Genomic DNA, 1,788 nt, shown 5'->3' with positions numbered 1-1,788 from the left:
TCGTGTCCCAGGACCAGCGCGACCTGGGTCCGTACCAATTCCAACACCACGTGTAGCTGTTCGGGACGCGACAACCCGTTCAGGCGTTGACGCAGGAGCGAGTGATTCGTCTGTGTCGAAATATCCGTTTCCTGAGCGGCGTACGCTTCCGGGATTTGTTCGATCAAGGGCCGCTGTCTTGCCATCGTGTAGATGGGGGTGAACACCGTCCAGTCGATGTCGGCGATGGTGAGTTGCGTTTCCTCGCCACCGACTGCATGGCTCAGCGCGTGTATAGCCAGCTCGGGATCCATCAACCGCACACCCATACGGTCGAGGTAGTCACCGGAGTCGTTGACAGCGGCCATACCGCCACCAGACCACCCGCCCCAGGCCAATGATGTAGCAGCCAGACCGCGTGCACGCCGGTCGTGGGCCAAGGCATCGAGGTGGGCGTTTGCTGCGGCATATCCGGCCAGCAACCCGCTACCCCAGGTGGCGGCTCCGGAGGAAAACAGCACGAATGCGTCGAGGGAGCGTTCACCGAGCAGCTGGTCCAGATTCTGGGCGCCACGTACCTTCGCAGCGGTGACGGTTTGCAGTGAAGCCGGGCCGATTTCAGGGATCCCGGTATCGGCAGCCACACCTGCAGCGTGGATAACCGCACGCAAAGCGATATCCCCGCTGTCGATGACGGCCAGGACCTCTGCGACGTCTTCGCGGTTGCTCATGTCAGCAGCCAGGATTGTCACCTGCGCGCCCAGAGACTGCAGCTCTTGCTGGAGTTCGCTTGCGGCGGGTGCCGCAGGCCCATGACGACTGACCAGGACCAGGTGCTCGGCGCCGTTCCCAGCTGCCCAGCGGGCCAAGTGGGCTCCAATCCCACCAGTGCCCCCAGTGATCAAGACGGTTCCTCGGGGAGACCACAGTTGGCTCTCTCCGGCACGACCTGGGGCACGCAGCATCCGACGTCCAAGGGTGCCCGAAACGCGAACGGCCAGTTGGTCTTCGCCGTCACGACGTGAGAGTGCGCTACACAGCTGTTGCAGAACAGACGGGTCCCATTCGACGGGCAAGTCGATCAGACCGCCCCACCATTGCGGGAACTCCAGTCCGGCAACCTGTCCCAAACCCCACATCTGAGCCTGGACGACGTTGCGGAGTCGATCCGAAGCTCCCACCGAGACCGCACCGCTCGTAACGCACCACACCGGTACGGCCACTTCGAGCGCGTTGAGCACCTGCAGGAGCAGCACGTTTCCATAGACACCGCGCGATACCGCCGAAGTGTGCGCACTGGGCTGATCGTCCAGCGCCAACAACGACAACACACCACTGATTCCGCTCGCCACTATCTCAGCAGTGAGCTCGGCGCTGAACTTGTCTCGGTCCGTCTGATCCAGGGCTACATTCGCCCACCGCACCCGTGCTCCGGATCGGGTCATGATCTCGGTCAAGCGCTGGTCGATCTCGACGGTATCGGAGGCAACCAGCAGCCAGGTACCCGACAGGCGGGCAGGCTCAGCGGTCAGCGGTTTCCACCCGATGCGGTAACGCCATGAATCGGTTACCGAACGCTGCCGCTGCCGCTGCCGCCATGCCGACAACACAGGCAGAACGTCACCGATGGGTTGGCCCGGGTCGACTCCCAGCGTGGCCATATCGGCGTTGTCGATAGCTTGCCAGAACGCGATATCGATCTCGCCCTGAACAGCGGTGACATCGCCACTGCCGGATCCGGCTTCGAGCCAGTACCGGCGATGCTGGAAGGCATAGGTCGGCAACCCGACTCGTCGGGCCCGGCCCGCG

The 1,788-nt window shown here is 63.4% G+C and carries 1 protein-coding gene; it reads right to left on the bottom strand.

Features of this window, described 5'->3' with window-relative positions; all coding sequences use genetic code 11:
• A partial coding sequence (locus AB0H71_RS33885; RefSeq protein WP_357029670.1) for an SDR family NAD(P)-dependent oxidoreductase occupies positions 1-1,763 on the bottom strand: 1,763 nt, incomplete at its 3' end.
• Positions 1,764-1,788 lie beyond the last annotated feature (25 nt).

The sequence above is a fragment of the Nocardia sp. NPDC050697 genome (assembly GCF_040654395.1).
Classification (GTDB): domain Bacteria; phylum Actinomycetota; class Actinomycetes; order Mycobacteriales; family Mycobacteriaceae; genus Nocardia.
Note: the sequence above shows the minus strand (reverse complement) of the source record. Positions and strands in the feature narration are given on the sequence as shown.